Below are 24,826 nucleotides of genomic sequence, written 5' to 3' on the forward strand. Positions count from 1 at the left end.
TGAAACAAGGGCCGAAGCCGGCCCGCCGACCGGTCGGCGGCAAACGCGCGTCCGGGCCGCGCGCGGGGGGCGCGGCCCGGACGGTTCCGGGGCGGCGGCGCCGCCCCGGCGGCGGTCAGCGGACGAACAGCGCGGCCTTCGACGCCAGGTCCAGGAAGTACTGCGGCAGCAGGCCGAGACCCAGCGTGACCAGCACCCCCACCCCGATCGCGGTCGCCGTGAAGGCGCTCGGGATCGCCACCGTCGGGCCGCCCGGCTTCGGGTCGGAGAAGAACATCAGCACGATGACCCGGATGTAGAAGAACGCGGCCACCGCCGAGCTCAGCACACCGACCACCACCAGCGGCGTGGCCCCGCCGGCCGCCGCCGCCTGGAACACCGCGAACTTCCCGGTGAACCCGGAGGTCAGCGGGATCCCGGCGAAGGCCAGCAGGAACAGCGCGAACACCGCCGCCACCAGCGGCGAGCGCCGGCCCAGCCCGGCCCAGCTGGACAGGTGGGTCGCCTCGCCCTTGGAGTCGCGCACCAGGGTGACCACGGCGAAGGCGCCGAGCGTCACGAAGGAGTACGCCAGCAGGTAGAACAGCACCGAGGACAGGCCCTGCTTGTTGGTGGCGATCACCCCGGTGAGGATGAACCCGGCGTGCGCGATCGAGGAGTAGGCCAGCAGCCGCTTCACGTCCTGCTGGGTCACCGCCAGCACCGCGCCCACCACCATGGTGAGGATCGCCACCCCCCACAGCACCGGCCGCCAGTCCAGTCGCAGGCCCGGGAAGGCCACGTAGAACAGCCGCAGGAACGCCCCGAACGCCGCGACCTTCGTCGCCGCCGCCATGAAGCCCGTCACCGGGGTCGGCGCGCCCTGGTACACGTCCGGGGTCCAGGAGTGGAAGGGCACCGCGCCGACCTTGAACAGCAGGCCGACCGCGAGCATCGCCAGGCCGATCAGCAGCAGCGCGTCGTTCTGGGTGGTGCTCAGCAGCGCCGGGGTGGTCATCGCCTTGCCGGAGATCACGTCCGAGATGTCACCGAGCTTCACGCTGCCCGCGTAGCCGTACAGCAGCGCCGTGCCGAACAGGAAGAACGCCGAGGCGAAGGCGCCCAGCAGGAAGTACTTGACCGCCGCCTCCTGGGAGAGCAGCCGGCGGCGCCGGGCCAGGGCGCAGAGCAGGTACAGCGGGAGGGAGAAGACCTCCAGCGCCACGAACATGGTCAGCAGGTCGTTGGCGGCGGGGAACAGCAGCATGCCGCCGACCGCGAACATGGTGAGCGGGAAGACCTCGCTGGTGGCGAAGCCGGCCCGGAGCGCGGCCCGCTCCTGCTCGCCGCCGGGGGTGGCGGCGGCCTGGGCGGCGAACGCGTCGGCCGGCAGGCCGCCCGCCTTGGGCTCCAGCTTCCGCTCGGCGTAGGTGAGCACGGCCACCACGGCGGCCAGCAGGATCACGCCCTGCAGGAACAGCGCCGGGCCGTCCAGCGCGACCGACTCCATGGCCAGCAGGTCGACCTTGGTGGAACCGTAGCCCTGCGCGGCCAGCACCACCACGGCGACGAAGGAGCCGATCAGCCCGGCCAGGGCGAGCCACACCTGGGTCCGGTGCCGGTACCGGCGGGGCACGAAGGCCTCCACCAGGATGCCGGCCACGGCGGCGCCGAACACCACCAGCATCGGGGAGAGCTGGCCGTACTCGATGTGCGGCGCCGGGATGCTGGGGGTGCTGCCGCCGGCGGCGGCGAGCATGCCGGTGGTGCTCACTTCTGCTCACCTCCTGAGGTGGCGGCGACCGGGTGGGCCGGCGCCGGGTCGGTCTCGTGGACCTGCGAGAGCGTCGCGTTCACCGAGGGGTTGACCAGGTCGGTGAGCGGCTTGGGGTAGACGCCGAGCAGGATGGTCAGCGCCACCAGCGGGGCGACCACGGCGAGTTCGCGGACCTTGAGGTCGGGCATCGTGCTGACCTCGGCCTTCACCGGGCCGGTCATGGTGCGCTGGTACAGCAGCAGGGCGTACAGCGCGGCCAGCACGATGCCGAAGGTCGCCACGATGCCGATCGCCGGGTAGCGGGTGAACGTGCCCACCAGCACCAGGAACTCGCTGACGAACGGCGCCAGCCCCGGCAGCGACAGGGTGGCCAGGCCACCGACCAGGAACGTCCCGGCGAGCACCGGGGCGACCTTCTGCACGCCGCCGTAGTCGGCGATCAGCCGCGAGCCGCGACGGGAGATCAGGAAGCCCGCCACCAGCATCCACGCCGCGGTGGAGATGCCGTGGTTGACCATGTAGAGGGTGGCACCGCTCTGGCCCTGGCTGGTCAGCGCGAAGATGCCCATGATGATGAAGCCGAAGTGCGAGATCGAGGCGTAGGCGACCAGCCGCTTGATGTCCTTCTGACCGACCGCCAGCAGCGCGCCGTAGATGATCCCGATCACCGAGAGGACCAGGATCGCCGGGGCGAAGGTCTTCGAGGCGTCCGGGAACAGGCCGAGGCAGAAGCGCAGCATCGCGAAGGTGCCGACCTTGTCCACCACGGCGGTGATCAGCACGGCGGTGCCGGCGGTGGCCTCGCCCATCGCGTTCGGCAGCCAGGTGTGCAGCGGCCACAGCGGGGCCTTCACCGCGAAGGCGAAGAAGAAGCCCAGGAACAGCGCCTTCTCGGCGATGCCGGTCAGCTGCAGCTTGCCGTCGGCGATCGCCGAGGTGAGGGTCTGCAGGTCGAAGGTGCCCAGGCCCTGGTCCTGCGCGATCACGTACAGGCCGATCACGGCGGCCAGCATCACCAGGCCGCCGAGCAGGTTGTAGAGCAGGAACTTCACGGCCGCGTACGAGCGCTGGCGCGCCGCCTCGGGGCCGCCGGCCCGGTCGCCGAAGCCGCCGATCAGGAAGTACATCGGGATCAGCATGGCTTCGAAGAACACGTAGAACAGGAAGACGTCGGTGGCGTAGAAGGAGACGATCACCATCGCCTCCACCGCCAGGATCAGGGCGAAGAAGCCCTGGGTGCGGCGCCGGTTCTCGAACGTCCCGTCGGGCGCGACCGGGGCCGGGTCGGCGTCGTGCCAGGAGGCCAGCATCACCACCGGCACCAGGACGGCGGTGAGCAGGGCGAGGACGGCGCCGATGCCGTCCACGCCGAGCGAGAAGGTGATGCCGAAGGAGCGGATCCAGCTGTACGACTCGGTCAGCTGGTAGCGGGCGCCGTGCGGGTCGAACCGCGTCGCCACCACGGCGGCCAGCACCAGGGTGACGGCCGAGACGCCCAGGGCGACGGCCTTGGTGGTCGAGCGCCGGGCCTCGGTCGACCCGGCGGGCAGGGCGGCGGTCAGCACCGCACCGGCCGCCGGGACGGCACAGGTCACGGTCAGCAGCGCACTCATGCCAGACCTCCCCGACGGATTTCGTGATCCCTATCCATCAGACGGACCTCATCAGGAGAGTCGTGGCGACCAGCACCAGCGTGCCGCCGAACATGGAGAGCGCGTACGAGCGGACGAATCCGTTCTGGATCCGGCGCAGCCGACCGGAGATGCCGCCGATGGTGGCGGCCAGACCGTTGACGAAGCCGTCCAGGCCGCGGCTGTCGAAGTAGACCAGCGTCGCGGTGAGCGCCGAGCCCGGGCGGACCAGGACGGCGTGGTTGAAGTCGTCCTGGAGCAGGTCGCGGCGGGCGGCCCGGGTGAGCGGGGAGCCGACCGGCGGCACCACGGGGACGGCGGAGCGCCCGTACATCAGGTACGAGACGGCGACGCCGGCCAGCATGCAGGCCGTGGTGAGCAGGGTGACCACCAGCGGGGAGAGCGGCGAGTCGCCCTCGGAGTGGCCGGTGACCGGCTCCAGCCAGGTCAGGAACGAGTCGTTGTAGGCGAACAGCCCGCCCGCGAAGACCGAGCCGAAGGCCAGCAGGACCATCGGGATCGTCATGGTCTTCGGCGACTCGTGCGGGTGCGGCGCGTTGCCGTCGGCGTCGGGCTGCCAGCGCTTCTCGCCGAAGAAGGTCAGCAGCATCACCCGGGTCATGTAGAACGCGGTGACGGCGGCGCCGACCAGCGCGCACAGGCCGAGGATCCAGCCCTCGGTGCCGCCCTTGGCGAAGGCCGCCTCGATGATCTTGTCCTTGGAGAAGAAGCCGGACAGGCCGGGGAAGCCGATGATCGCCAGGTAGCCGAGGCCGAAGGTGACGAAGGTGACCGGCATGTACTTGCGCAGGCCACCGTAGTGACGCATGTCCACCTCGTCGTTCATGCCGTGCATGACCGACCCGGCGCCGAGGAACAGCCCGGCCTTGAAGAAGCCGTGCGTCACCAGGTGCATGATCGCGAAGGCGTAGCCGATCGGGCCGAGCCCGGCGGCCAGCACCATGTAGCCGATCTGCGACATGGTCGACCCGGCCAGCGCCTTCTTGATGTCGTCCTTGGCGCAACCGACGATCGCACCGAACAGCAGCGTGACCGCGCCGACCACCACCACGGCGGTCTGCGCGTCCGGCGCCAGGTCGAAGATCGCGGACGAGCGGGTGATCAGGTAGACGCCGGCGGTCACCATGGTGGCCGCGTGGATCAGCGCCGACACCGGGGTCGGGCCCTCCATGGCGTCGCCGAGCCAGGACTGCAGCGGCACCTGCGCGGACTTGCCGCAGGCCGCCAGCAGCAGCATCAGGCCGATCGCCGTCAGCTTGCCCTCGCTCGCCTGGGCCGCCCCGCCGACCGTGCCCGCCGAACCGAGGACGGGATCGAAGGCGAAGGAGCCGAACTCGACGAACATCAGCATGATCGCGATCGACAGGCCCATGTCGCCGACCCGGTTGACGATGAAGGCCTTCTTCGCCGCCGTCGCCGCGCTCGGCTTGTGCTGCCAGAAGCCGATCAGCAGGTACGAGGCGAGGCCCACGCCCTCCCAACCGAAGTACAGCAGCAGGTAGTTGTCGGCGACCACCAGCAGCAGCATGGCGGCCAGGAACAGGTTCAGGTACGCGAAGAAGCGGCGTCGGCGCTCGTCGTGCGCCATGTAGCCCACCGAGTACAGGTGGATCAGCGTGCCGACGCCGGTGATCAGCAGGACGAAGGTCATCGACAACTGGTCGAGCCGGAACGAGATGTCGGCCTGGAAGCCGTTCACCGGGATCCAGCTGAACAGGTGCTTGGTGATGGCCCGGTGCTCGGCCTCGCGGCCCAGCATGTCCGAGAACAGCGCCAGGCCGAAGCCGAACGAGAGCGCCGCGAGGGCGGTGGCCAGCCAGTGGCCGAAGCGGTCCAGTGCCCGGCCGCCGAGCAGGAGCAGGGCGGCGCCGGCCAGCGGGGCCGCCACCAGCAGCGGAATGAGAGAGTTCACCGAGGCCCTCCGCCTACAGCTTCATCAGATTGCTGTCGTCGACCGAAGCGGAGTGCCTGGTCCGGAAGATGGAGACGATGATGGCGAGGCCGACCACGACCTCGGCCGCCGCGACCACCATCGTGAAGAACGCGATGATCTGGCCGTCCAGGGTGCCGTGCAGCCGGGAGAAGGTCACCAGGGCGAGGTTCGAGGCGTTCAGCATCAGCTCCACGCACATGAACAGCACGATCGCGTTGCGCCGGATGAGCACCCCGGCGGCCCCGATGGTGAACAACAGGGCCGAGAGGTACAGGTAGTTGACCGGGTTCACTCCGCGCCCTCCTGGTCGGCCTTCGGAACGTCCGCCTGCGCGTCCGCCGGTTGGGCCGGCACCGGCTCCAGGGACTTGCGCGGCCCGGCGACCGTCGGCCGCTCGGACGACGGCCGGCCCAGCCAGTCGGCCGTGGTGTTCTCCAGCTCGGCCATCCGCCGCAGCATCTCCTGACTGACGTCCCGGATCTGGCCGCGCTCGCGCAGCGTCTCCATCACCGAGTCCTCGGCGATCGTGCCGTCCGGCAGCAGCGCCGGAATGTCCACCGCGTTGTGCCGCGCGTACACGCCCGGCGCCGGCAGCGGCGGCAGCTGGATGTTGTCCTTGACCCGCTGCGCGGCCAGCTCGCGCTGCGTCTTCGGGGCCTTCACGTGCTCGCGGTGGGTCAGCACCATCGCGCCGATCGCCGCGGTGATCAGCAGCGCGCCGGTGACCTCGAAGGCCCACACGTACCGGGTGAAGAGCAGCCGGGCCAGACCCGGCACGTTGCCCTCGGCGTTCGCCTCGGACAGGCCGGTGAAGTGGTTCAGCCTGGCGTCGGCGATCCCGGCGATCAGCAGCACGCCGAAGCCCAGCCCGCACAGCACCGCGGCGAACCGCTGGCCCTTCAGCTGCTCCTTCAAGGAGTCCTCGCTGGTGACGCCGACCAGCATCACCACGAACAGGAAGAGCATCATGATCGCGCCGGTGTAGACGACGATCTGCACCACGCCCAGGAACACCGCGCCCTGGGCCATGTAACAGACCGCCAGCGCCAGCATCGTGGCGGCCAGGCACAGCGCGCTGTGCACGGCCTTGCGCATCAGCACCATGCCGAGCGCGCCGCCGACCGCGACCACCGCGAGCACCCAGAACTGGACGGCCTCCCCGAGGGAGGTCGTCCCGGTGGCGGCCAGGTTCAGGGCAGTCACTGCTGGACCTCCTTCTCCCGGTCGGTGCGCTCCTGCTGGACCGTCCCGGGCGCCGCCGCGGTGATCTCGCCCCGGTAGTACGCGCCCTCGTCGGCGCCCGGGAAGATCGCGTGCGGGGAGTCCACCATGCCCTCGGACAGGCCCACCAGCAGTTGCTCCTTGGTGAAGATCAGGTCCTTGCGCGAGGAGTCGGCCAGCTCGTACTCGTTGGTCATGGTGAGCGCGCGGGTCGGGCAGGCCTCGATGCACAGCCCGCACAGGATGCAGCGGGCGTAGTTGATCTGGTAGACCGCGCCGTAGCGCTCGCCGGGCGAGTAGCGCTCCTCGTCCCGGTTGTCGGCGCCCTCCACGTAGATGGCGTCGGCCGGACAGGCCCACGCGCACAGCTCGCAGCCGACGCACTTCTCCAGGCCGTCCGGGTGCCGGTTCAGCTGGTGGCGGCCGTGGAAGCGCGGAGCGGTGGGCTTCTTCTGCTCCGGGTACTGCTCGGTGAGCCGCTTCTTGAACATGGCCTTGAAGGTCACGCCGAAGCCGGCGGCCGGGCCGAGGATCGACGGTTTGTCGGGCCGCTCGGCCCGGTCCGTCTGGTCGGACGACATCTCGGTTCAGCTCCCTTCGGAATGGTCGGCCCCGTTGAGGGCGTCCTGGAGTTGTTTCGGGGCGCGGCTGCGCCGGCGCGGCACCGGCGGGAGCTCCTGGCCGGGCAGCGGCGGCACCGGGTAGCCGCCCGCCATCGGGTCGAACCCGCCCTCGGGAGACTCGGGTTCGGGCTCGGGGGCCTTCTTCAGGAAGTCCCGCAGCAGGGCGAGCAGCAGGATCACCCCGACCGGGGCACCGACGTACAGCACCACCTCGCCGAAGCCGTAGCCCTCGTTGCGCAGCGCCCGCACGCTGGCGATCAGCACCAGCCACACCAGCGAGACCGGGATCAGCACCTTCCAGCCCAACTTCATGAACTGGTCGTAGCGGAACCGGGGCAGCGTGCCGCGCAGCCAGATGAAGAAGAACAGCAGCAGCTGGATCTTCAGCGTGATCCACAGCATCGGCCACCAGCCGTGGTTGGCGCCCGCCCAGAAGGTCGACACCGGCCACGGGGCCCGCCAGCCGCCCAGGAACAGGGTGGAGGCGACGGCCGAGACGGTCACCATGTTGACGTACTCGGCCAGCATGAACATCGCGAACTTCAGCGAGGAGTACTCGGTGTTGAAGCCGCCGACCAGCTCGCCCTCGGCCTCCGGGAGGTCGAACGGCGCCCGGTTGGTCTCGCCGACCATCGCGATGATGTAGACGATGAACGACACCGGCAGCAGCGCCGCGAACCAGGTCGGCTGCTGGTGCGCCACGATCTCCGAGGTCGACATCGACCCCGAGTAGATGAACACCGCCGCGAACGACAGGCCCATCGCGATCTCGTAGCTGATCATCTGCGCGGCCGAGCGCACCCCGCCCAGCAGCGGGTACGTCGAACCGGACGACCAGCCGGCCAGCACGATGCCGTAGATGCCGATCGAGGCCGTCGCCAGGATGTACAGCAGCGCCACCGGGAAGTCGGTCAGCTGCATCGCCGTCCGGGTGCCGAAGATCGACACCTCGTTGCCGGCCGGGCCGAACGGGATCACCGCGAAGGCCATGAACGCCGGGATGGCGCAGACGATCGGGGCCAGGATGTAGACCACCTTGTCCGAGCCCTTGACCACCAGGTCTTCCTTGAGCGCCAGCTTCACGCCGTCCGCCAGGGACTGCAGCATCCCCCAGGGGCCGTGCCGGTTCGGCCCGATGCGCAACTGCATCCAGGCCACCACCTTGCGCTCCCAGACGATCGCGATCAGCACCGTCAGGACCAGGAAGCCGAAGCAGAACACCGCCTTCAGCAGCACCAGCCACCACGGGTCCTGGCCGAAGAAGTGGAGCGTCTCGTACGGCTGCGGAGTCATCGGTCCTCCCCTTCGCTGCCCGCGTCGTCGGCCCGGGCCCCGGTCTTGGCCCCGGTCTGGGCCCCGGCTTTGTCCGAGGTCTTGTCCGAGGTCTTGGCGGGCGGTTCGGCCGTCGCCGCGGCGATCGTGACCAGGTGGCCGACGGTGGTGCCGAGCGCGCGCTGGGCGCCGCCCGGTGTGGAGTTGAGCGGGATCCAGACCGTGCGGTCCGGGATCGAGTCGGTGACCTCCAGCGGCAGGGTCAGCGAGCCCGCCGGGCCGGTCAGCCGCAGCGCCGCACCCGCCTCGCCGCCGGCCTGCCCGGCACCGATCTCCTTCGCGGTGACCGGCGAGACCCGGGCCACCGCCCGGTGCCGGGTGCCCGCCAGGTGCGGATCGCCCTGCTGCAGCGTGCCGTTGTCCAGCAGCAGGCGCCAACCCGCCAGCACCGCCTGGCCGGTGGCCGGGCGGGGCAGCAGGCCGGGGTGCACGGCCGGGTCGGCGGACCGGTCACCCGTCCACGGGGTGAAGTGGTCCAGCTCCAGCCGGGCCGCCCGGACGTCCGGCAGGCCGAGCTGCTGGCCCAGCGCGTCCGCCAGCATGGTCAGCACCCGCAGGTCCGAGTACAGGTGGCGGCCCATCTGCTGGTCGGGCTTGAGCGCCGCCTCGAACATCCGTACCCGGCCTTCCCAGTCCAGGAAGGTGCCGGCCTTCTCCGCCACCGCCGCCACCGGCAGCACCACGTCGGCGCGCGCCGTCACCGCGGAGGGCCGCAGCTCCAGCGACACCACGAACGGCACCGCCGCCAGCGCCTCGTCGGCCAGCGCCGGATCCGGCAGGTCGTCCGGGTCGACGCCGCCGACCAGCAGCGCGTCCAGGTCGCCGTGCGCGGCCGCCGCGAGGATCCGGTCGGTGTCCCGGCCCGACCGGGACGGCAGCTCCGCCACGCCCCACACCGCGGCGGTCTCCGCCCGTGCCGCCGGGGCCGCCACCGGACGGCCGCCGGGCAGCAGCCCCGGCAGCGCACCCGCCTCGACCGCGCCCCGCTCACCGGCCCGGCGCGGCACCCAGGCCGGCCGCGCGCCGGTCGCGTGCGCCAGCCGCAGCAGCGCCGTCAGCGCGCCCGGGGTGGCGGCCAGCCGCTCGCCCGCCAGGATCACCGCGCCCGGGCTGCGCAGCAGCTCCGCGGCCCGCCCGGCCTCGTCGTTCAGCGGCTCGTCGGCGGCCAGCGCGGCGAACCACTCCGCCTCCGTGCCCGGGGCGGCCGGCAGCAGCGCGCCGTTCAGCTTGGCCAGGCCCCGGGAGGCGAACGCCGCCACCGAGAACACCTTCAGGCCCCGGTCGCGGGCGGCCTTGCGCAGCCGCAGGAAGACGATCGGCGACTCCTCCTCCGGCTCGAAGCCCGCCAGCAGCACCGCCGGCGCCTGCTCCAGCTGCTCGTAGGTCAGGCCCTCGCCGTCCACGTCCACCCCGCGCCCGGCGACGGCCGCGGCCAGGAAGTCCGCCTCCTCGCCGCTGTGCGGGCGGGCCCGGAAGTCCACGTCGTTGGTGCCGAGCACCACCCGCGCGAACTTGGCGTACGCGTAGGCGTCCTCGACGGTCACCCGTCCACCGGGCAGCACCCCGGTCCGGGCGCCGCGCAGGCCCTCGGCCGCCCGGGCCAGCGCCTCCGGCCAGGAGGCGGGCACCAGTTCGCCGTCCACCCGCACCAGCGGGGTGGTGATCCGGTCCCGCTGCTGGGCGTAGCGGAACGCGAACCGCCCCTTGTCGCAGTTCCACTCCTCGTTGACCGCCGGGTCCTCACCCGCCAGCCGACGCAGCACCTTGCCGCGCCGGTGGTCGGTGCGCTGGGCACAGCCGGCGGAGCAGTGCTCGCACACGCTGGGCGAGGAGACCAGGTCGAACGGGCGCGAGCGGAAACGATAAGCAGCCGACGTCAGCGCACCCACCGGGCAGATCTGGATGGTGTTCCCGGAGAAGTACGAGTCGAGCGGCTCGGCGTCCCCGATGCCGACCTGCTGGAGCGCCCCGCGCTCCAGCAGGTCGATGAACGGGTCCCCGGCGATCTGCTGCGAGAAGCGGGTGCAGCGCGCGCACAGCACGCAGCGCTCCCGGTCCAGCAGCACCTGGGTGCTGAGCGGGATCGGCTTCTCGTAGGTGCGCTTCATCCCCTCGAAGCGGCTGTCGGCGTCGCCGGTGGACATCGCCTGGTTCTGCAGCGGGCACTCACCGCCCTTGTCGCAGACCGGGCAGTCCAGCGGGTGGTTGATCAGCAGCAGCTCCATCACGCCGCGCTGCGCCTTCTCGGCCACCGGCGAGCTCACCTGCGTGCGCACCACCATGCCCTCGGCGACCGGGATGGTGCACGAGGCGACGGGCTTGCGCTGCCCCTCGATCTCGACGATGCACTGCCGGCAGGCGCCGGCCGGGTCGAGCAGCGGGTGGTCGCAGAAGCGCGGGATCTGGGTGCCGATCTGTTCGGCGGCCCGGATCACCAACGTCCCCTTGGGGACCTGCACTTCGACGCCGTCGATGGTGAGCGTGACCAGTTCGACCGCGGCCTTGTCGCCCGTGGAGGTGGATGGCTCTGTGATCGTCACGCGTGCACCTCCCTTTCGGTGGCGGACTGGTGGCCGGGGCGGGGGCCGTCGGCCCAGACGGTGGAGGCGGCCGGGTCGAACGGGCAGCGGCGCTCGGCCAGGTGCTGCTCGTACTCGGCCCGGAAGTACTGGAGGGAGGAGACGATCGGGCTGGCGGCGCCGTCGCCCAGTGCGCAGAAGGACTTGCCGTTGATGTTGTCGGCGATGTCGAGGAGTTTCTCCAGGTCCCCCTCGACGCCCTCGCCCGCCTCGATCCGCTTGAGCAGCTGGACCAGCCAGTAGGTGCCCTCGCGGCAGGGGGTGCACTTGCCGCAGGACTCGTGGGCGTAGAACTCCGTCCAGCGGGTGACCGCCCGCACCACGCAGGTGGTCTCGTCGAAGACCTGCAGCGCCTTGGTGCCGAGCATCGAGCCGGCCGCGCCGACACCCTCGTAGTCCAGCGGGACGTCCAGGTGCTCGTCGGTGAACATCGGGGTGGACGATCCGCCCGGGGTCCAGAACTTCAGCCGGTGGCCGGGCCGGACGCCGCCGCTCATGTCCAGCAGCTGGCGCAGCGTGATGCCCAGCGGCGCCTCGTACTGGCCGGGGTTGGTGACGTGGCCGGAGAGCGAGTAGAGCGTGAAGCCGGGGGACTTCTCGGTGCCCAGGCCCTTGAACCACTCCTTGCCGCGGGCCAGGATCGGCGGCACCGAGGCGATCGACTCCACGTTGTTGACCACCGTCGGGCACGCGTACAGGCCGGCGATCGCCGGGAACGGCGGGCGCAGCCGGGGCTGGCCCCGGCGGCCCTCCAGCGAGTCCAGCAGCGCCGTCTCCTCGCCGCAGATGTAGGCGCCGGCGCCGGCGTGCACGGTGATGTCGAGGTTCACGCCCGAGCCGAGGACGTCCCGGCCCAGCAGCCCGGCCTGGTACGCCTCGGCGACGGCCGCGTGCAGGCGGCGCAGCACCGGGACGACCTCGCCGCGCAGGTAGATGAACGCGTGGTCGCAGCGGATCGCGTAGGAGGCGATGATCATGCCCTCGATCAGCGCGTGCGGGTTGGCGAACAGCAGCGGGATGTCCTTGCAGGTGCCCGGCTCGGACTCGTCCGCGTTGACCACCAGGTAGTGCGGCTTGCCGTCGTTCTGCGGGATGAACTGCCACTTCATCCCGGTGGGGAAGCCGGCGCCGCCGCGGCCGCGCAGCCCGGCGTCCTTGACCAGGGCGATCACGTCGTCCGGTGGCATGGCCAGGGCCGCCTTGAGGCCCTCGTAGCCCTGGTGGCGGCGGTAGGTGGCGAGCGTCCAGGGGCGGGTGTCGTCCCAGGAGGCCGACAGGACGGGGGTGAGCAGCTTCTCGGCCGGCTCGACGGAGGTCATCACGCTTCGGTCCCTTCGTGACCGGTGCCCTCGTGGCGGGGAGCGACGACCCGGGTGCCGCCGGTGCCGGGCAGCGCCTCGCCCTTGGCCAGCCGCAGGCCGGCCAGCGAGGGCGCGCCGCCGGCGCCGGACTCGTCGTTGGCGCCCGGGCGCTCGTCGGGGAAGCCGGCCAGGATCCGGGCGGTCTCCTTGAAGTCGCACAGCCGGGCGCCGCGGGTCGGCCGGACCTCGCGGCCGGCCCGCAGGTCGTCCACCAGCTGCCGGGCGCTGTCCGGGGTCTGGTCGTCGAAGAACTCCCAGTTGACCATCACCACGGGGGCGTAGTCGCAGGCCGCGTTGCACTCGATGTGCTCGACCGAGATCTCGCCGTCCTCGGTGGTCTCGTTGTTGCGCACGCCGAGGTGCTGCTGGAGCTCGGCGAAGATCTGGTCGCCGCCGAGGACCGCGCACAGGGTGTTGGTGCAGACCCCGACGTGGTACTTACCGGCCGGGCGCCGCCGGTACATGGTGTAGAAGGTGGCGACCGCGGTGACCTCGGCGGTGGTGAGGTCCAACTGCTCGGCGCAGAACCGGATGCCGGTCGGGCTGACGAAGCCCTCCTCGGCCTGCACCAGGTGCAGCAGCGGCAGCAGCGCCGACCGGGCCTGCGGGTAGCGGGAGATCAGCTCGGCGGCGTCGGCGGCCAGCCGGGCGTGCACCTCCTCGGGGTACGGTGTGGCCGGCAGCGCCGGCATCCCCAACTGGACGTCTGTCACCGGTCCACGCCTCCCATCACCGGGTCGATCCCGGCCACCGCGACGATCACGTCGGCGACCTGGCCGCCCTCGCACATCGCCGCCATCGTCTGCAGATTGGTGAACGACGGATCCCGGAAGTGGACCCGGTACGGGCGTGTCCCGCCGTCGCTGACCACGTGCACGCCCAGCTCGCCCTTGGGCGACTCGACCGCCGCGTACGCCTGGCCGACCGGGACCCGGAAGCCCTCGGTGACCAGCTTGAAGTGGTGGATCAGGGCCTCCATCGAGGTGCCCATGATCTTGCGGATGTGGTCGAGCGAGTTGCCCATCCCGTCGGGGCCGACGGAGAGTTGGGCGGGCCAGGCGATCTTCTTGTCGGCCACCATGACCGGGCCCGGGCGCAGCCGGTCCAGGCACTGCTCGACGATCCGCAGCGACTGCCGCATCTCCTCCAGGCGGATCAGGAAGCGGCCGTAGGAGTCGGCGCTGTCGGCGGTCGCGACCTCGAAGTCGTAGTCCTCGTAGCCGCAGTACGGGTCGGTCTTGCGCAGGTCGTGCGGCAGGCCGGTGGCGCGCAGGATCGGGCCGGTGGCGCCGAGGGCCAGGCAGCCGGGCAGGTCGAGGAAGCCGACGTCGACCAGGCGGGCCTTGAACACCGGGTTGCCGGTGGCGAGTTTGTCGTACTCGTGCATCCGGGAGCGGAGCACCTTCACGCACTCGCGGATCTGGTCGACGGCGCCGGGCGGAAGGTCCTGGGCGAGTCCGCCGGGGCGCACGTACGCGTGGTTCATGCGCAGGCCGGTGACCAGCTCGAAGACGTCCAGGATCAGCTCGCGGTCGCGGAAGCCGTAGATCATCAGGGTGGTGGAGCCGATCTCCATGCCACCGGTGGCCAGGCAGACCAGGTGCGAGGCGATCCGGTTGAGCTCCATCATCAACACCCGGATGACGTTGGCCCGGTCCGGGACGTCGCCGGTGATGCCGAGCAGCTTCTCCACGGCCAGGCAGTACGCGGTCTCGTTGAACAGCGGGGTCAGGTAGTCCATCCGGGTCACGAAGGTGGTGCCCTGGACCCAGTTGCGGAACTCCATGTTCTTCTCGATGCCGGTGTGGAGGTAGCCGATGCCGCAGCGGGCCTCCTTCACCGTCTCGCCGTCGATCTCCAGGATCAGCCGCAGCACGCCGTGGGTGGACGGGTGCTGGGGGCCCATGTTGACGATGATGCGCTCGTCGTCGGCCCGGCCGACCGCCTCGACCACCTCGCCCCAGTCGCCGCCGGTGACCGTGAAGACCCGGCCCTCGGTGGTGTCCCGGGCCTCCGCCCGCTCGGCGTCCGCCTGCTCGGCCCCTGTCCGCTCGGCGTCTGTCCGCTCGGTGCCTGTCCGCTCGGTCTCTTCGTGATGCTGAGTAGTCATCAGCTGTACGACCTCCGCTGGTCGGGTGCCGGGATCTGGGCGCCCTTGTACTCGACGGGGATGCCGCCGAGCGGGTAGTCCTTGCGCTGCGGGTGGCCCAGCCAGTCGTCCGGCATCATGATCCGGGTGAGCGCCGGGTGGCCGTCGAAGACCAGGCCGAAGAAGTCGTAGGCCTCGCGCTCGTGCCAGTCGTTGGTCGGGTAGACGCTCACCACCGAGGGGATCCGCGGGTCGGCGTCCGGCGCGGTGACCTCCACCCGGATCAGCCGTCCGTGGGTGATCGAGCGCAGGTGGTAGACCGCGTGCAGCTCGCGGCCCTGGTCGGCGGGGTAGTGCACGCCGCTCACGCCCAGGCACAGCTCGAAGCGCAGCGCCGGGTCGTCGCGCAGGGTGCGGGCGGTCCTGAGCAGGTGGGCGCGGTCGATGTGGAAGGTGAGCTCGCCGCGGTCGACGACGGTCTTCTCGATCACCTCGGCCGGGTCCAGGCCCTGTTCCTCCAGGGCGCCCTCCAGTTCGTCGGCGACCTCGTCGAACCAGCCGCCGTACGGCCGGGCGCTCGGGCCGGGCAGCACGATCGGCGCGGCCAGGCCGCCGAAGCCGGAGGTGTCGCCGCTGCCCTGGGCGCCGAACATGCCCTGTCGGCGGCCGACCACCTCGACCGGGATCTCGCGGACCGGCCGCTCGCGGACCGACTTCTCGCCGCGGGTCTCGGGTAGCTGTTCGCTCATCGCAGCTGCCCCCGCATCTCGCTGACCGGGGTGGCCCGGAGGGCGAGCGCCTCTCCGAGCTCCTCGGCCCGGCGCCGGTTCGCGCCCAGCGGCTCGTGCTGGATCTTGTCGTGCAGCTTCAGGATGGCGTCCATCAGCATCTCCGGGCGGGGCGGGCAGCCGGGCAGGTAGATGTCCACCGGGACGATGTGGTCGACGCCCTGCACGATCGCGTAGTTGTTGAACATCCCGCCCGAGGAGGCGCAGACGCCCATCGAGATGACCCACTTCGGGTTGGCCATCTGGTCGTACACCTGGCGCAGCACCGGGGCCATCTTCTGGCTCACCCGCCCCGCCACGATCATCAGATCGGCCTGCCGGGGGGAGCCCCGGAACACCTCCATGCCGAACCGGGCCAGGTCGTAGCGGCCGGCGCCGGTGGTCATCATCTCGATCGCGCAGCAGGCCAGACCGAAGGTGGCCGGGAAGAGTGACGCCTTGCGCACCCAGCCGGCGGCCGTCTCCACGGTCGTGAGCAGAAAGCCGCTCGGCAGCTTCTCCTCGATTCCCATCAGATCCCTCTCAATGCCCTCAAGAAGCCTTCAAGTCCTGTGGTACGGCCGGCCCGTTCGGGCTTGTCCGCTCGTTCACAAAGGCGGCGGCCACCCCGCGCTCAGTCCCACTCCAGACCGCCGCGGCGCCACACGTAGGCGTACGCGACGAAGACGGTGGCGATGAACAGGAGCATCTCGACCAACCCGAAGATCCCCAGGGCGTCGAAGGTCACCGCCCAGGGGTAGAGAAAGACGATCTCGATGTCGAAGACGATGAAGAGCATCGCCGTCAGGTAGTACTTGATCGGGAACCGACCGCCGCCCACGGGCTGCGGGGTCGGCTCGATGCCGCACTCGTACGCCTCCAGCTTGGCCCGGTTGTAGCGCTTGGGGCCGGTGAGTGAGGCCATCACGACGGAGCCGACCGCGAACGCCGCCGCGATGGCACCGAGTACGAGGATCGGCGCGTAGGCATTCATAGCCCCCGCTCCCTCCGTCCAGTCGTCCTTGACTGCAGATCGGAACCGGCGGGTCACGCTGAGGTGAACCCGCGTTCCGGTTCCCGGGATCCACCTCATGTGAGGCAGTTCACAAAGCCTGGAACGAGCGCATCCTATGCCCGTCAGCTTGTGATCTGCGACACGCAGTTCAACGTCATCTTTGTGATCTACGACACGATGGGAATCGTGTCGAATATGAACATGCCCAGAATTGTCAACGCAAAGAAGTCAAATGGTCACAACCGGTCGCATTTACTTGTGAAGCGGCTGGTCAGAGCCGCGCTCCTATATCAACTATGCTTCGCCGGGAGCAAATTTTCTGGCGTCATGTTGACGTGTTATAGCGGCTCACTCTGAGGGGTGGCGCGGTTCCGAACGTCCGCTTGACCCTTCGTTCACAAGCGCGCGAGGTGCTGCTTGGAGGGGGTCTCCCCCTCCCCTCCCCTCCCCCCACCCCGCCCGCCGCCCGCCGCCCGCCGCCCGCCGCCCGCCGCCCGCCGCCCGCCCGACCTTCTCCGGTGCTGGGTCATGCCTGACCCAGGGCGGGGCTCCCCGATCTCCGTGCGCTGGGGCTGGCTACCGGCTACCAGCCGCCTTCTCCCAGACCCAGGCCGCGATGCCCACCCGGTTACGGGCACCGAGCTTGCGCTGGACGTTGGCGAGGTGGTTCTTCACCGTCCCCGGTGAGATGAACAGCCCCGCTCCGATCTCTGCGTTCGTCGCGCCGTCCGCCACCAGTGCGGCGATCTCCCTTTCTCTCGCGGTCAGTTCCTCAACCGGGCCAGCCTTCAGCGGCACCGGTGCCACAGGCCCGGCGCCGGCCCTCCGGTCGCCCGCCGGCGCCGCCATGTGCCGCAGCAACCTGACGGTGATCTGCGGGCTGATCAACGCGTCCCCCGCCATCGCCGCGCGGACCGCCTCGACCAGCAGCACTGGCCCAGAACGCTTCAGCAGGAACCCGGCCGCACCGTGCCGCAGGGCCGTGTGCACGTACTCGTCCAGGTCGAAGGTGGTCACCACGATCACCTTGCACTCCCCGGCCAACTGTCTTGTGACCTCCAGACCGTCGAGCCTTGGCATCCGGATGTCCGCGAGCACGACGTCCGGTCGAAGCCGTCGGGCCTCCTCCACCGCCGCGACTCCGTCCGCTGCCTCCGCCACCACGGCCATATCCGGCTGGACGTCCAAGATCATCCGGAACGCGCTGCGGACATCCGCCTGGTCGTCGGCGACCAGGATCCGAATCGGGCCCGTGCTGCCCCTCATCTCCACCCTTCCTCTGTGCTGGTCCTCACCGGACCGGTCTCCCCTGCATCTCCCGTTCCTCCCCTGACTCCTCCACCCGCTGCGCTTCTCGCGTCTCGTTTCCCTCCTGCCGCTCCAACGGCAGCCTCACCGTCACCTGCCAGGCATCCCGGCCGTCCGCACCCGCTGCCAACGTGCCCCCGAGCGCCTCCACCCGGGCCGCCAGCCCCGGTAGTCCGCTGCCGCCGCCCCGGCGCGGGCGCCCACCTGCACCAGGGGCGAGGCCGTCATTCACCACCAGCAACTCCAGCCACCCACCGGTGCAGCGTGCCCTGACCTCGACCTGCCGTACGCCCGGGGCGTGACGCCGGACGTTGGTCAGGGCCTCGACAACGACCCGGTGAACCGTGCCCTCCACCTCCCGAGGTACTGGCTCCTCCGGGAGCTCCAGCCGGACCTCGGCGGCGCCCGAGGCGGTGAACCGCTCGACCAACTCGACGAGTTCGGCCAGCCCCTGCTGCGGTCCGCGCCCAGTCCCCTCCTCTGTGCGCAGCAGTTGAACCGTCCGGTCCAGCGAGGCCAGGGCCCGCTGCCCGGCCTGCTCTATCCGCTCGAACATCTCGACCGCCCGGGCCGGGTCGATGGCTGCGAGATAGGCCCCGGCCTGGGCCTGGGCGACCATGCCGCTGACGTCATGCGCCACGAAGTCGTGCAGGTCGTGGGCCAGTTCGAGCCGCTGGGCACGCCGTGCCTCGGCGACCGCCCTGTGCCGCCCCGCGTCCAGGCCGCGCAGATAAAGCCCGATCAGAACGGCCGGCAGGGCCAGCATCGACCCGAAACCGAAGAGGGTGAGTACGTCTCCGGGCCCGTCAATCGCCTGGAAGCGGGACGGCCAGAGCGCGACCGCACCACAGGCCGTCCAGGCCGCCGCCGCGCACCGCGGGCCGTCCTCCGCGCGCAGCAGGAGGACCACCGCCAGCAGCAGCGCGGCCAGTTCGGCCAGGCCGAGCACCCCGGGCCACCGGTCCGACTCCGTCCAGCGGCCGGCGAGCCAGACGGCGATCGTGACCGCCGACGACATCGCCCCGACCGCCGCGGTCGCGACCGCGGCCCCTCGGCGCCTGCGCGCCATGGGCACCAGCAGGAGGGTGGCCGGAACGACCACCGCCAGCAGCTGACTCATCGCCATCTCCTCCTTTCGACTGCCGTTACGTTACGACGGGTCGCCGGCTGCCCGCTTGTGCCGATCGGCATATTTCAGAGGCCTGTTGAGCAGGGAGAACAGCCCGATCGGCAGCTGTCGCGGACCGGCCGCAGCGGTCAGGCTTGAGCCATCGAAGCGGCCGGATGGGCCGACCGCGAAGGGAGTTCACCCCCATGTCGAAGATCATGATCAAGGCCCGGACCGCCACTCGTTCGACCCCCTCGGCCGTCCCGGCCGTCCCGCCCGCGCCGCGATGGGCCGAGCTCGCCGCCAGGGCCACCGTCCTGACGACCGTGCCCTCGGGGCTGTGGCGGATCGCGTTCGGCTTCGGCGTCCCGGTCGGTTTCACTGGCGCCACGGCCGCGCGGTACGCCGAGCACCAGCCGGGCTGGGGCACGGTCTACGTCGTGGTGCTGAGCGCCCTGGCCGAGGCGTTGGCCTTCCTGACCGTCGGGCTGGTCCGGCCCTGGGGGCGGGTGGCGCCTCGCTGGATCCCGCTGATCGGCGGCCGGGCGGTCCGGCCGCTCGCGGCGATCGTTCCGGCCGCACTGGGCTCGGCGATTCTGACCACGCTCGGGATAGCCGCGCTGACCGGCGGCTGGAGCCGGAACATGGCGGAGGCGGACTCCCCGCACGGCATCGCCGGCCTGGTGATGACCCTCGCCTACCTGCCGCTGGTCGCCTGGGGTCCGCTGCTCGGCGTGGTCACCGTCGACTACGCCCGACGCACCCTGCGGCGCAGGTGACCACCGTGACGTGTCACGCCGGGGCGGGCTCCGACTCCCGGTCCGCGGCTTCGGCCTCGGCCTGGCGCGGAGCCGGGGCGGTGCGGCGGCCCCACTCGGTCGCGACCAGCACCAGGGCTCCGCCGACCAGGGCGAGCGGGCCCATCCGGTTCCCGGCGATGGTGATGCCGAAGACGGCAGCCCACAGCGGCTCGGTGCCGAGCAGCAGGCTCACCCGGGACGGCGAGGTGGCGCGGACGGCCCACATCTGGATGAAGAAGGCGAACAGCGTGCAGAACAGGGACAGATGCAGCAGCCAGGCCCACTGGTCGGGCCCGTACGAGCTGGCGAGGGTCCACGGCGACGGCCCCACGACCACCGCGACGACCGCGAACACGGCTGTGGCAACCGCGAGTTGGACCCAGGTCAGAGCAAGCATGTCGGTGTCGCGGACGGCCCGGACGCGGGCCGTCGCCAGGACGAAGGCCGAGCGGACCAGGGCGGCACCCAGGACCAGCAGGTCCCCGAGGGAAGGAGGACGCAGCCCGCCGTCCCCGGTGAGCAGGGCGACGCCGAGCACGGCCAGCCCGGCGGCCGCGAGGAAGGCCCGCGGCGGCGCCGTCCGGCCGAGGGCGCTCTCACCGAGCGGTGTGAGCACCATCGCCAGGCTGATGATCAGCCCCGCGTTGGTGGCGGAGGTGTGCACGGCGCCGTAGGTCTCCAGCAGGAAGATCCCGCTGAGTACCAGCCCCAGCGCGCCGCCGCCGAGCCACTCGGCACGGCTCAGCCGCCGGAGCGCCGGCCAGGCGACCGCCCCCAGCAGCGGCAGCACCAGCCCGAACCGCAGTACCAGCATCGCCACGGCCGTCCCGGGCCCTGCCACCCGCTGGACGGCGAGGAAGCTCGACCCCCACACCACCGCCACGAGCAGGACCGGCAGATCGCGAAGGACCGAGGAGGACGAGGACATGGACAACGGGGCACGCATGGGTCAGATCCCTCCGAGCGTACGGAACCGGCGGGCGCGAGTACCGTACGGCGTCGGACGGACCCTGGAACCGGGCGGAAGGCCCGGCTGTCGACGGGGCGGGGGCGTGGAGCAGGAGGGCGCCATCCTCGCGCACCGGCCCGTCCGCGATCAATGCCCTTCCGGGTCCGGCGATCAGCCGACGAGCAGGCCGTTCGCCGCAGCGATCTCCTCGATGTCCGCCGGGGTCCCGGACATGATGGCGCGGACGTGCTCGGTGACGAGCTCCACCGGCCAGTCCCACCAGGCCGCGCGGAGCAGTCGCTCGACGTCGGCGTCCTCGAAGCGGCGCCGGATCGGGCGGGCAGGGTTGCCACCGACGATGGTGTACGGATCGACGTCGGCGGTGACCATCGCGCCGGCCGCGATGATCGCGCCGTCGCCGATCCGGACACCGGGCAGGACGGTGGCACCGTAGCCGAACCAGACGTCGTTGCCGATCACGGTGTCGCCCCGGCTGGGCAGGCCCGTGGCGATGTCGAGGGTCCGCTCGGTCCAGTCGCCGCCGAACATCGTGAACGGGAAGGTGGACACACCGATGCTCGGGTGGGCGGCGCCGGCCATCAGGAAGCGGGTCCCGGTGGCGATCGCGCAGTACTTGCCGATCACCAGCCGCTCTGGCCCGTAGGCGTAGAGGACGTTGCGCTGCTCGAAGCGGGTGGCCCCGTCGGGGTCGTCGAAGTAGGTGTAGGCGCCGACCTCGATCCCCGGGTCGGTGACGAGCGGGCGCAGCAGGACCACCCGGTCGTGGCCGGCGAGCGGGTGCAGGGCCGTGGGATCGGGAATGGCAATGGCGGTCATGCAGGCTCCTCTCATAACGCGACTCAAGTCGCATTACGATGAGCATGGCACGACCGCCTCGCCACAGCAAGCATTAATGCGACTGGAGTCGACTTTGAACGGGAACACCTCCGAGAGCACCCCCCCGCACACCCCCGAAAACCCCCACCCCGAACCCCGCACCCCGACCCCGCGCCCCGGCGGCCGCAGCGCCCGGGTCAGGGCGGAGGTGGTCGCCGCCACCCTCGCCGAGGTCGCCGAGAAGGGGTACGACGGCCTCACCGTCGAGGCGGTCGCGACCCGCTCCGGCGTCCACAAGGCGACGTTGTACCGGCGGTGGACCGGGGTGGACGGCCTGGTCGCGGACGCCCTGACCGCCTCGGCCGACCAGTCCTGGCCGCTGCCCGACACCGGCGACCTCCGCGAGGACCTACGCCGGATCACCCGGGAGGTGTTCACCGTCTTCACCGATCCCGACCTGGGCGCCACCCCCACCGCGCTGATCTTCGCCGCCCAGCGCTCCGACGCCGGCGCGGCCGCCCTGCGCGCCTTCTTCACCGCCCGCCACCGCCAGGCCTCCGAGGTGGCCGAACGAGCGGTCGCCCGCGGCGAGTTGCCCGCCGGGACGGACGGCGCCGAGGTGGTCCGGGCCGCCACCGCCCCGCTGTACTACCGACTGTTCGTCACCGGCGAGCCGCTGGACGCCCACGCCGCCGAACGGGCCGCCGACGCCGCCGCGCTGGCCGCCCGCGCCGGACTCTTCACCACCACGCCACCCGCCAACCCCGCACCGACCGCCAACCCCGCACCGACCGCCAACCTCGCACCGACCGCCAACCCCGGCTCCCGGCAAGCCTCCTGACGCTCCCGCCCCTTCGCCCGCCCGATGGAACCCGACCCCCACCGCCCCCTACCGGATCGCCGCCCCGGCGTGGATGATGGCGCCATGCCAACCCCGCCGTCCACCATCCCTCGGAAGGCAAGTCACGTGAAGCGCGCACCCTGGGCGGCCCTGCTCGCCGTCGCCACCGTCCTCCCGCTCACGGCGAGCGCCGGCACCGCCGTCGCGGACACCCCGCCCCCCGTGCCCGCCTGCACCTACACCGCCGCGGTGCCGGCCGACAACTTCAAGGGCATCCCGGTCTTCGACGCCAAGAAGGCCGCCCAGCCCTACCGCGCCACCCTGCGCACCAGCCAGGGCGCGATCACCTTCCAGGCGTTGACCGACAAGGCACCCTGTACCACCTTCTCGTTCCGCTTCCTCGCCGAGCACGACTACTTCGACCGCAGCCACTGCCACCGCCTCACCACCCAGCGGCTCTACGTCCTGCAGTGCGGCGACCCGACCGGCACCGGCAGCGGTGGCCCCGGCTACTCCTTCCCGGACGAGAACCTGACCGGCGCCACCTACCCGGCCGGGACCGTGGCGATGGCCAACGCCGGTCCGAACACCAACGGCAGCCAGTTCTTCTTCGTCTGGAAGGACACCAAGCTCTCCCCTGCCTACACCCCGTTCGGCCGGGTCACGGCGGGCCTGGACGTGCTGCAGAAGATCGCCGCCGGCGGCGAGGACGACCAGAACAACCCCGGCGACGGCTTCCCCAACCTCCCCGTGAACATCCGCCACGTGAAGATCGGCACCCACTGACCGAAGGCCCACCCCGCCGGCCGGCCGGGCACCCGCACCCGCACCCGCACCCGCACCCGCTACCGCTACCGCTACCGACAGTCCTCCACCCGCTGGCCGACCGACCGCCGCCCGCCGCCGCTCCCGTACGGTGACAGCACCAACGACACCGCACGGGAGCAGCGCACATGGACAGCCGGATCTGGGAGAGCGTCGACCACGTGGTCGCGTGGCTCGACGAGGAGAGCACGCAGTCGCCCCGGGAGGAACGCCTGCTGCGGATCCTCAAGCTCTCCGAGGAGATCGGCGAGGTCGGCGCCGCGGTGATCGGCGCCACCGGCCAGAACCCGCGCAAGGGCGTCACCCACAGCTGGGAGGACGTCCAGCACGAGCTCTGCGACGTCGTCTTCTCCGCCCTCGTGGCCCTCCGGACGCTCACCCCCGACGCGGCCCGGGTCTTCGCCGACCGCCTCGCCTACGTCGAACAGCGCTCCGCCGCCTCCCGCCACCCGGCGGACCGGGAGCGGAAGACGGCGGAGGAACAGGAGGAGACGGAGGAGACGGAGAGGAAGCCCTAGGCGTTCGGCGCGACCTTCGCGAGGCCGTTGATGATGCGGTCCATCGCGTCGCCGCCCTGCGGGTCGGTGAGGTTGGCGAGCATCTTGAGGGTGAAGCGCATCAGCATCGGGTGGGTGAGGCCGCGCTGGGTGGCGAGCTGCATCACCTTGGGGTTGCCGATGAGCTTCACGAAGGCGCGGCCCATCGTGTAGTAGCCGCCGTAGACGTCCTTGAGGATGCGCGGGTAGCCCTGCAGGGCGCGCTCGCGTCCGGTCGCGGTGACCCGGGCGTGGGCCTGGACGATGACGCCGGCGGCGATCTGGCCGGATTCCATCGCGTAGGCGATGCCCTCGCCGTTGAACGGGTTGACCATGCCGCCCGCGTCGCCGACGAGCAGCAGGCCGCGGGTGTAGTGCGGCTGCCGGTTGAAGGCCATCGGCAGCGCGGCGCCGCGGATCGGGTCGGTCATGTTCTCGGGGGTGTAGCCCCACTCCTCCGGCATGCCGGCGCACCAGGCCTTGAGCACCTCGCGCCAGTCGAGTTCGCCGAACGCGGGCGAGGAGTTGAGGATGCCGAGGCCGACGTTGGAGGTGCCGTCGCCCATGCCGAAGACCCAGCCGTACCCGGGCAGCTGCTTGCGCTGGCCACCGCGGGTGTCCCACAGCTCCAGCCAGGACTCCAGGTAGTCGTCGTCGTGGCGCGGCGAGGTGAAGTACGTCCGGTAGGCGACGCCCATCGGGCGGTCCTCGCGGCGGTGCAGGCCCATGGCGAGGGAGAGCCGGGTGGAGTTGCCGTCGGCGGCGACCACCAGCGGGGCGCGGAAGGTGACCGGCCGCTTCTCGTCACCGAGCTTGGCGGTGACGCCGACGATGCGGCCGGTGCGGTCGTCCAGGACCGGCCCGCTGACGTTGCAGCGCTCGTAGAGCCGGGCGCCGGCCTTCTCGGCCTGACGGGCCAGCAGCTCGTCGAAGTCGGCGCGCTTGCGGACCAGGCCGTAGTCGGGGAAGGCGGACAGCTCGGGCCAGTCCAGCTCCAGCCGGACGCCGCCGCCGATGATGCGCAGGCCCTTGTTGTGCAGCCAGCCGTTCTCGGTGGAGACGTCGATGCCCATGTCCACCAGCTGCTTGGTGGCGCGCGGGGTCAGGCCGTCGCCGCAGACCTTCTCGCGCGGGAACGCGGTCTTCTCCAGCAGCAGCACGTCCAGCCCGGCCTGGGCGAGGTAGTACGCGGTGGTGGACCCGGCCGGGCCCGCGCCGACCACGATGACGTCGGCCGTGCTCTCGATCGGGCTGTCCGGCTTCGTCAGATCGGCTGCGGTCTCGGACACGGTGG

General features: G+C 71.3%; 23 protein-coding genes. 4 read left to right on the forward strand and 19 right to left on the reverse strand.

Annotated features, from left to right (window positions below; all coding sequences use genetic code 11):
* Positions 1-115: 115 nt before the first annotated feature.
* From nuoN to ACIO5E_RS30060, 16 genes are all read right to left on the reverse strand, one after another.
* Positions 116-1,738: an NADH-quinone oxidoreductase subunit NuoN gene (gene nuoN / locus ACIO5E_RS29985; protein ID WP_400674098.1), complete on the reverse strand. Its 1,623-nt coding sequence runs from the start codon at positions 1,736-1,738 to the stop codon at positions 116-118.
* An 11-nt stretch (positions 1,739-1,749) separates the two neighbouring features.
* Positions 1,750-3,369, reverse strand: coding sequence for an NADH-quinone oxidoreductase subunit M (locus tag ACIO5E_RS29990; protein WP_400673805.1), 1,620 nt, complete (start codon positions 3,367-3,369; stop codon positions 1,750-1,752).
* A gap of 37 nt (positions 3,370-3,406) precedes the next feature.
* Positions 3,407-5,320: an NADH-quinone oxidoreductase subunit L gene (gene nuoL, locus ACIO5E_RS29995; RefSeq protein ID WP_400673807.1), complete on the reverse strand. Its 1,914-nt coding sequence runs from the start codon at positions 5,318-5,320 to the stop codon at positions 3,407-3,409.
* Positions 5,321-5,333: 13 nt separating this feature from the next.
* Positions 5,334-5,633, reverse strand: coding sequence for an NADH-quinone oxidoreductase subunit NuoK (gene nuoK, locus ACIO5E_RS30000; protein ID WP_195911268.1), 300 nt, complete (start codon positions 5,631-5,633; stop codon positions 5,334-5,336).
* The gene (locus ACIO5E_RS30005) at positions 5,630-6,535 is read right to left on the reverse strand and encodes an NADH-quinone oxidoreductase subunit J (protein ID WP_400674100.1); all 906 of its coding nucleotides are present in this window, start codon (positions 6,533-6,535) and stop codon (positions 5,630-5,632) included. The genes nuoK and ACIO5E_RS30005 overlap by 4 nt, the downstream gene beginning before the upstream one ends.
* Before the next feature lie 5 nt (positions 6,536-6,540).
* On the reverse strand, positions 6,541-7,143 hold the full coding sequence (gene nuoI, locus ACIO5E_RS30010) for an NADH-quinone oxidoreductase subunit NuoI (protein ID WP_400673810.1): 603 nt from the start codon (positions 7,141-7,143) through the stop codon (positions 6,541-6,543).
* Positions 7,144-7,149: 6 nt separating this feature from the next.
* A complete protein-coding gene (gene nuoH, locus ACIO5E_RS30015; RefSeq protein WP_400673812.1) occupies positions 7,150-8,478 on the reverse strand; it encodes an NADH-quinone oxidoreductase subunit NuoH in 1,329 nt (442 codons plus the stop codon).
* A complete protein-coding gene (locus tag ACIO5E_RS30020; protein ID WP_400673815.1) occupies positions 8,475-11,057 on the reverse strand; it encodes an NADH-quinone oxidoreductase subunit G in 2,583 nt (860 codons plus the stop codon). Before ACIO5E_RS30020 ends, nuoH begins: the two co-directional genes overlap by 4 nt.
* A complete protein-coding gene (nuoF, locus tag ACIO5E_RS30025; RefSeq protein WP_400673817.1) occupies positions 11,054-12,415 on the reverse strand; it encodes an NADH-quinone oxidoreductase subunit NuoF in 1,362 nt (453 codons plus the stop codon). The genes ACIO5E_RS30020 and nuoF overlap by 4 nt, the downstream gene beginning before the upstream one ends.
* Positions 12,415-13,149: an NADH-quinone oxidoreductase subunit NuoE gene (nuoE, locus tag ACIO5E_RS30030; RefSeq protein ID WP_400674103.1), complete on the reverse strand. Its 735-nt coding sequence runs from the start codon at positions 13,147-13,149 to the stop codon at positions 12,415-12,417. Before nuoE ends, nuoF begins: the two co-directional genes overlap by 1 nt.
* A 17-nt stretch (positions 13,150-13,166) precedes the next feature.
* Entirely contained in the window at positions 13,167-14,567 is a 1,401-nt protein-coding gene (locus ACIO5E_RS30035; protein WP_400673819.1) for an NADH-quinone oxidoreductase subunit D, read from the reverse strand.
* Positions 14,567-15,295: an NADH-quinone oxidoreductase subunit C gene (locus tag ACIO5E_RS30040; RefSeq protein ID WP_400673821.1), complete on the reverse strand. Its 729-nt coding sequence runs from the start codon at positions 15,293-15,295 to the stop codon at positions 14,567-14,569. The genes ACIO5E_RS30035 and ACIO5E_RS30040 overlap by 1 nt, the downstream gene beginning before the upstream one ends.
* Complete coding sequence (locus ACIO5E_RS30045; RefSeq protein ID WP_280678608.1) at positions 15,292-15,846, reverse strand: NADH-quinone oxidoreductase subunit B family protein; 555 nt, start codon at positions 15,844-15,846, stop codon at positions 15,292-15,294. The genes ACIO5E_RS30040 and ACIO5E_RS30045 overlap by 4 nt, the downstream gene beginning before the upstream one ends.
* A 101-nt stretch (positions 15,847-15,947) precedes the next feature.
* Entirely contained in the window at positions 15,948-16,307 is a 360-nt protein-coding gene (locus ACIO5E_RS30050; protein ID WP_030060100.1) for an NADH-quinone oxidoreductase subunit A, read from the reverse strand.
* A 597-nt stretch (positions 16,308-16,904) separates the two neighbouring features.
* On the reverse strand, positions 16,905-17,594 hold the full coding sequence (locus tag ACIO5E_RS30055) for a response regulator (protein ID WP_400673825.1): 690 nt from the start codon (positions 17,592-17,594) through the stop codon (positions 16,905-16,907).
* Positions 17,595-17,619: 25 nt separating this feature from the next.
* On the reverse strand, positions 17,620-18,756 hold the full coding sequence (locus tag ACIO5E_RS30060) for a sensor histidine kinase (RefSeq protein WP_400673827.1): 1,137 nt from the start codon (positions 18,754-18,756) through the stop codon (positions 17,620-17,622).
* A 194-nt stretch (positions 18,757-18,950) separates the two neighbouring features.
* Between ACIO5E_RS30060 and ACIO5E_RS30065 the strand changes: the two genes are divergently transcribed.
* Positions 18,951-19,523, forward strand: a complete 573-nt coding sequence (locus ACIO5E_RS30065; protein WP_400673829.1) for a hypothetical protein — start codon at positions 18,951-18,953, stop codon at positions 19,521-19,523.
* Between the two features lie 13 nt (positions 19,524-19,536).
* Here ACIO5E_RS30065 and ACIO5E_RS30070 read toward each other — a convergent pair whose 3' ends face one another.
* Together ACIO5E_RS30070 and ACIO5E_RS30075 are read right to left on the reverse strand one after the other, a co-directional pair.
* Positions 19,537-20,490 carry a DMT family transporter gene (locus ACIO5E_RS30070; RefSeq protein WP_400673831.1) on the reverse strand — a complete coding sequence of 318 codons (954 nt, stop codon included), beginning with the start codon at positions 20,488-20,490 and terminating at the stop codon, positions 19,537-19,539.
* A 174-nt stretch (positions 20,491-20,664) separates the two neighbouring features.
* Entirely contained in the window at positions 20,665-21,330 is a 666-nt protein-coding gene (locus tag ACIO5E_RS30075) for a CatB-related O-acetyltransferase (protein WP_400673833.1), read from the reverse strand.
* A gap of 94 nt (positions 21,331-21,424) precedes the next feature.
* Here ACIO5E_RS30075 and ACIO5E_RS30080 point away from each other — a divergent pair, with 94 nt between their 5' ends.
* From ACIO5E_RS30080 to ACIO5E_RS30090, 3 genes are all read left to right on the forward strand, one after another.
* Positions 21,425-22,171: a TetR/AcrR family transcriptional regulator gene (locus ACIO5E_RS30080; protein WP_400673835.1), complete on the forward strand. Its 747-nt coding sequence runs from the start codon at positions 21,425-21,427 to the stop codon at positions 22,169-22,171.
* 126 nt (positions 22,172-22,297) lie between these two features.
* Positions 22,298-22,957, forward strand: a complete 660-nt coding sequence (locus tag ACIO5E_RS30085) for a peptidylprolyl isomerase (RefSeq protein ID WP_400673837.1) — start codon at positions 22,298-22,300, stop codon at positions 22,955-22,957.
* A 167-nt stretch (positions 22,958-23,124) separates the two neighbouring features.
* Entirely contained in the window at positions 23,125-23,514 is a 390-nt protein-coding gene (locus ACIO5E_RS30090) for a MazG-like family protein (protein WP_400673838.1), read from the forward strand.
* Here the strand turns inward: ACIO5E_RS30090 and ACIO5E_RS30095 are convergent.
* On the reverse strand, positions 23,511-24,800 hold the full coding sequence (locus ACIO5E_RS30095) for a geranylgeranyl reductase family protein (protein WP_400674106.1): 1,290 nt from the start codon (positions 24,798-24,800) through the stop codon (positions 23,511-23,513). The two genes, ACIO5E_RS30090 and ACIO5E_RS30095, sit on opposite strands and share 4 nt — an antisense overlap.
* Positions 24,801-24,826: the final 26 nt, after the last annotated feature.

This window comes from Kitasatospora sp. NPDC087314 (assembly GCF_044744365.1).
Lineage (GTDB): Bacteria > Actinomycetota > Actinomycetes > Streptomycetales > Streptomycetaceae > Kitasatospora.

Excerpts from the sequence above, each read along its gene's own strand:
- nuoN (WP_400674098.1), bottom strand. The coding sequence starts at position 1,738 with ATGCTCGCCGCCGCCGGCGGCAGCACCCCCAGCATCCCGGCGCCGCAC.
- ACIO5E_RS29990 (WP_400673805.1), bottom strand. The coding sequence starts at position 3,369 with ATGAGTGCGCTGCTGACCGTGACCTGTGCCGTCCCGGCGGCCGGTGCG.
- nuoI (WP_400673810.1), bottom strand. The coding sequence starts at position 7,143 with ATGTCGTCCGACCAGACGGACCGGGCCGAGCGGCCCGACAAACCGTCG.
- nuoH (WP_400673812.1), bottom strand. The coding sequence starts at position 8,478 with ATGACTCCGCAGCCGTACGAGACGCTCCACTTCTTCGGCCAGGACCCG.
- nuoF (WP_400673817.1), bottom strand. The coding sequence starts at position 12,415 with ATGACCTCCGTCGAGCCGGCCGAGAAGCTGCTCACCCCCGTCCTGTCG.
- nuoE (WP_400674103.1), bottom strand. The coding sequence starts at position 13,149 with ATGCCGGCGCTGCCGGCCACACCGTACCCCGAGGAGGTGCACGCCCGG.
- ACIO5E_RS30035 (WP_400673819.1), bottom strand. The coding sequence starts at position 14,567 with ATGACTACTCAGCATCACGAAGAGACCGAGCGGACAGGCACCGAGCGG.
- ACIO5E_RS30040 (WP_400673821.1), bottom strand. The coding sequence starts at position 15,295 with ATGAGCGAACAGCTACCCGAGACCCGCGGCGAGAAGTCGGTCCGCGAG.
- ACIO5E_RS30045 (WP_280678608.1), bottom strand. The coding sequence starts at position 15,846 with ATGGGAATCGAGGAGAAGCTGCCGAGCGGCTTTCTGCTCACGACCGTG.
- ACIO5E_RS30050 (WP_030060100.1), bottom strand. The coding sequence starts at position 16,307 with ATGAATGCCTACGCGCCGATCCTCGTACTCGGTGCCATCGCGGCGGCG.
- ACIO5E_RS30055 (WP_400673825.1), bottom strand. The coding sequence starts at position 17,594 with ATGAGGGGCAGCACGGGCCCGATTCGGATCCTGGTCGCCGACGACCAG.
- ACIO5E_RS30060 (WP_400673827.1), bottom strand. The coding sequence starts at position 18,756 with ATGAGTCAGCTGCTGGCGGTGGTCGTTCCGGCCACCCTCCTGCTGGTG.
- ACIO5E_RS30065 (WP_400673829.1), top strand. The coding sequence starts at position 18,951 with ATGTCGAAGATCATGATCAAGGCCCGGACCGCCACTCGTTCGACCCCC.
- ACIO5E_RS30070 (WP_400673831.1), bottom strand. The coding sequence starts at position 20,490 with ATGCGTGCCCCGTTGTCCATGTCCTCGTCCTCCTCGGTCCTTCGCGAT.
- ACIO5E_RS30075 (WP_400673833.1), bottom strand. The coding sequence starts at position 21,330 with ATGACCGCCATTGCCATTCCCGATCCCACGGCCCTGCACCCGCTCGCC.
- ACIO5E_RS30090 (WP_400673838.1), top strand. The coding sequence starts at position 23,125 with ATGGACAGCCGGATCTGGGAGAGCGTCGACCACGTGGTCGCGTGGCTC.